The following is a 4,225-nucleotide window of genomic DNA, read 5'->3' as shown; positions in this document are numbered from 1 at the left end:
AGGACACCCGACCTTAGTCCCGATCGGCGCGGAGCCACAAGGCCGTCGCGCGCCCGCGCCGCCGACCCCGCCAGCGCCCGGGATGTCGCGGTCAGGCGCGCCGGGATTGATGTCGGCGATCACCCGGATGTGGTCGCGGTCGAAGTTCACGGGCGTGGAGGCCTGCAGCTCGGTCAGGAACTTCAGGGCTGCGGCGGGACTGGCGCCGGCCAGCAGGCCAAGGGTCAAGCTCATGATCGCGTCCTAGCATGCGGTTGCGCGGGCGCGCGACGGCCTTGTGGCTCCGCGCCGATCGGGACTAAGGTCGGGTGTCCTCGGGGGGCCGCGCACAGGCGGCTGAGAGGCGGGCGAGCCCGCGACCCGTAGAACCTGATCCGGGTCATGCCGGCGAAGGGAAGGGAGACGCGCCATGCGCAACAACGCCTCTTCCGAATCTTTCCGCGCCCAAGTCCGCACGTCCGCCCGGCGGACGCCGCCTGAAGGAAGCTGAAGCGATGAACAAGCACGCCCCCCTGGAGACCGCCGCCATCCCCACCGGCGAACGCCCGGGTTCGAAGAAGGTGTTCCAGCAGGGCGTGCTGTGGCCGGACATCCGCGTGCCGTTCCGCGAGGTGGCCGTGCATCCGTCGGCCAAGGAGCCGGCCCTGACCCTCTACGACACCTCGGGCCCCTATACCGACCCCCATACCAAGATCGACATCGAGAAGGGCCTCTCCAAGGTGCGCGAGCCCTGGGTGGTCTCCCGCGGCGACGTGGAGATCGTGGAAAGCCCCCGCGAGGTGAAACCCGAGGACAACGGCTTTGCGGAAGGCGAGCGGCTGGCCCCGCAGTTCTCGGCGCCGCGCCGCGTCTACCGGGCGCGGGCAGGCACGGCGATCACCCAGCTCGAGTACGCGCGCAAGGGGATCATCACGCCCGAGATGGAATATGTGGCGATCCGCGAGAACCTGCGCCGGCAAGAGGGCGAGGCGGCGATCCGCGACGGCGAGGACTTCGGCGCCGAGATCCCCGACTTCTGCACCCCGGAGTTCGTCCGCTCGGAGGTGGCCCGCGGCCGCGCGATCATCCCGGCCAACATCAACCACACCGAACTGGAGCCGATGGCCATCGGCCGCAACTTCCTGGTCAAGATCAACGCCAACATTGGCAACTCCGCCGTGCTGTCGACCGTCGACGACGAGGTGGACAAGCTGGTGTGGTCGATCCGCTGGGGCGCCGACACGGTCATGGACCTGTCCACCGGGCGCAACATCCACAACATCCGCGACTGGATCGTGCGCAACTCGCCCGTCCCGATCGGCACGGTGCCGATCTATCAGGCGCTGGAGAAGGTCAACGGCGTCGCCGAAGACCTGACCTGGGCGGTGTTCCGCGACACGCTGATCGAACAGGCCGAGCAGGGCGTCGACTACTTCACCATCCACGCGGGCGTGCGGCTGGCCTATGTGCCGCTGACGGCGAAGCGGGTCACCGGCATCGTGTCCAGAGGCGGTTCGATCATGGCCAAGTGGTGCCTGGCCCATCACCGCGAGAACTTCCTCTACGACCACTTCGAGGACATCTGCGAGATCATGCGGGCCTACGACGTGTCGTTCAGTCTGGGCGACGGCCTGCGTCCGGGCTCGATCGCCGACGCCAACGACGCCGCCCAGTTCGCCGAGCTCGATACCCTGGGCGAGCTGACCCAGGTGGCTTGGAAGCACGGCGTGCAGACGATGAGCGAAGGCCCCGGCCACGTGCCGATGCACAAGATCAAGGCCAATATGGACAAGCAGCTCGCGGTCTGCGGCGAAGCGCCGTTCTACACCTTGGGCCCGCTGACCACCGACGTCGCGCCAGGCTACGACCACATCACCTCGGCCATCGGGGCGGCGATGATCGGCTGGTTCGGCACCGCCATGCTTTGCTACGTGACGCCGAAGGAGCACCTGGGCCTGCCGGACCGCGAGGACGTGAAGCAGGGGGTGATCACCTACAAGATCGCCGCCCACGCCGCCGACCTCGCCAAGGGACATCCCACCGCGCGGACCTGGGACGACGCGTTGTCGCGCGCGAGGTTCGAGTTCCGCTGGGAGGATCAGTTCAACCTGGGGCTCGACCCGGAGACGGCGCGGGAATTCCACGACGAGACCCTGCCCAAGGAGGCGATGAAGACCGCCCACTTCTGCTCCATGTGCGGGCCGAAGTTCTGCTCCATGAAGATCAGCCAGGAGATCCGCGAACAGGCGGCCCAGCAGAACGACGTGGCCGCCGGCCTCGACGAGATGTCGGCGAAGTTCAGAGCCGGCGGCGGCGAGATCCAGGTGCCGCTGACGCCCGCCGAATAGGCCTGCGGTGGCCGAGCGGCTTCAGCCGGGCGCTACGCTGAGCGGCGTGGATCTGTCGGATATCGACTGGACCGACCGCGAACTCGCCGACCTCGTGCTGGTGGGCTGCACGCTTACCGACGCCCAACTCTCGGGCGTCAATCTGCAAGGCGCGCGGTTCAAGGATTGCCGGCTGGTGCGCTGCCGTTTCGCCAGCGCCGACCTGCGAGAGGCGATGTTCGAGGACTGCAGTTTCGCCGACGACGGGCCTGCCCATGTCGGCGCGCAGTTCGCCTTCAGCCAAATGGACCAGACGCGGTTCGCGCGGTGCGACCTGTCATTCGCCCGCATCGAGCGCTGCGGTCTCTATGGCGTCGAGATGACCGACTGCAACCTGCGCGGCGCGGTGTTCCAGGGCGTGGACTTCGGAAAGGCGTTCGGACGCAAGGTCATCCGTTGCGCGGCGATATTCTCGGCCTGCAACCTGGAGCTCGCGGACTTGCGCGAGGCGCGCCTGCCTGGATGCAGCCTGGCGGGGTCGAATCTGCGGGAGGCGGACCTGAGCGGCGCGGACCTGGAGAACGCGGACCTGAGTGGGTGCGATCTCTTCCAGGCTTTCACCCAGGCCGCCAGGATGGCCGGCGCCGACCTGCGAAACGCCGAGGTCAGCGGACTGAACCTGCTTCAGCTCGGCAGCGTCGAAGGGATGTATGTGGGCGGCGATCAGCAGCGTCGGCTGCTCAGCGCCATGGGCCTGACTGTCGACGCTGGGCCGAAGGACTAGTCCCGGCTCCGTTCCTTGACCGGTTCCTGTACCGGCCAGATGCGCACGGCCACCGCCACTGTGACCGAACCCAGCACCGCGGCCACGGCCCCGGCCCACTGCACGGCGTTCATGCCTTCAGCCGCGTAGCGACCGGCCAGAGCGCTGGCGATGAACACCAGCGCGGCGGAGGTCCATTGGGCGCCGAGGCGCGAAAAAAGCAGATTCAGCATGCGGTGGGCTCAGGCGATGTTGCGTTGCGGTATGAGAACCACATGCCGGTAAATTTTTGGATGCGACATGGGCGCGCGGCGCGGCGTCATGTTCGAAATTTTGTGCATGAGATCCGTTGGAGCGGCGCTACTGCGCAGCCATGGCCTCGGCCTGGCGCAGGTCGACCGACACCAGTTGCGAGACGCCGCGTTCGCCCATGGTGACGCCGAACAGGCGGTCCATACGGGCCATGGTGACCGGGTTGTGGGTGATGGCGATAAACCGCGTCTGGGTGCGGTTGCGCATCTCGTCCAGCAGGTTGCAGAAGCGGTCGACATTGGCGTCGTCGAGGGGAGCGTCCACTTCGTCGAGCACGCAGACCGGCGCGGGGTTGGCCAGGAACACCGCGAAGATCAGCGCCGCGGCCGTCAGCGCCTGCTCGCCGCCGCTCATCAGGCTCATCGTCGCCAGCCGCTTGCCGGGCGGACAGGCGAAGATCTCTAGGCCGGCCTCCAGCGGGTCCTCCGATTCGACGAGCCGCAATTCCGCCTGACCGCCTTCGAACAGGGCCGCGAACAGGGTGCGGAAATGCTCCTGGATCACCTCGAAGGCGGCGAGCAGGCGGCCGCGGCCTTCGCCGTTGAGCTCTTCGATGCCCTGGCGCAGGCGCGCGATCGCCCCGGTCAGGTCGGCGCGTTCGGCCAGCATGGTCTCCAGCCGCCCGGCGTGGTCTGCGGCCTCGTCCTCGGCCAGCAGGTTCACCGCGCCCAGCGCTTCACGCTGGCGTTCGAGATTGCGCAGATGCGCCTCCACGCCGCCGGCTTCGGGGGGGATCGCCACCGCTTCGCTGGCCAGGGCGGCGGCGAGTTCGGCCGGCTCCATGCGCGCGGATTCCCTCAGGTCCGAGGTGATCTCCTCCAGCCGGTCGCGGGCGGCTTCCAGG

Annotated in this window: 3 protein-coding genes, 2 pseudogenes and 1 riboswitch; of the genes and pseudogenes, 2 read left to right on the top strand and 3 right to left on the bottom strand. The window is 68.1% G+C overall.

Annotation, left to right across the window (positions count from 1 at the left end; translation table 11 throughout):
• A pseudogene (locus Q8M88_RS07745) lies at positions 1–234 on the bottom strand (hypothetical protein); the annotation flags it as partial.
• Positions 235–305: 71 nt separating this feature from the next.
• Positions 306–413: riboswitch (TPP riboswitch) on the top strand.
• 81 nt (positions 414–494) lie between these two features.
• On the opposite strand from Q8M88_RS07745, the gene thiC reads away from it, so the two are divergent.
• Both thiC and Q8M88_RS07735 read left to right on the top strand, forming a co-directional pair.
• Complete coding sequence (gene thiC / locus Q8M88_RS07740) at positions 495–2,327, top strand: phosphomethylpyrimidine synthase ThiC (protein WP_305596052.1); 1,833 nt, start codon at positions 495–497, stop codon at positions 2,325–2,327.
• Between the two features lie 7 nt (positions 2,328–2,334).
• Positions 2,335–3,090, top strand: a complete 756-nt coding sequence (locus tag Q8M88_RS07735) for a pentapeptide repeat-containing protein (protein ID WP_305596050.1) — start codon at positions 2,335–2,337, stop codon at positions 3,088–3,090.
• Here the strand turns inward: Q8M88_RS07735 and Q8M88_RS07730 are convergent.
• Complete coding sequence (locus tag Q8M88_RS07730; RefSeq protein WP_305596048.1) at positions 3,087–3,302, bottom strand: hypothetical protein; 216 nt, start codon at positions 3,300–3,302, stop codon at positions 3,087–3,089. The genes Q8M88_RS07735 and Q8M88_RS07730 overlap by 4 nt on opposite strands.
• 127 nt (positions 3,303–3,429) lie before the next feature.
• A pseudogene (locus Q8M88_RS07725) lies at positions 3,430–4,225 on the bottom strand (chromosome segregation protein SMC); the annotation flags it as partial.

This window comes from Phenylobacterium sp. (assembly GCF_030693805.1).
GTDB lineage: Bacteria > Pseudomonadota > Alphaproteobacteria > Caulobacterales > Caulobacteraceae > Phenylobacterium.
The sequence above is the reverse complement of the archived record's forward strand: the minus strand, read 5'-3'. Positions and strand labels throughout refer to the sequence as shown.

Excerpts from the sequence above, each read along its gene's own strand:
- thiC (WP_305596052.1), top strand. The coding sequence starts at position 495 with ATGAACAAGCACGCCCCCCTGGAGACCGCCGCCATCCCCACCGGCGAA.
- Q8M88_RS07730 (WP_305596048.1), bottom strand. The coding sequence starts at position 3,302 with ATGCTGAATCTGCTTTTTTCGCGCCTCGGCGCCCAATGGACCTCCGCC.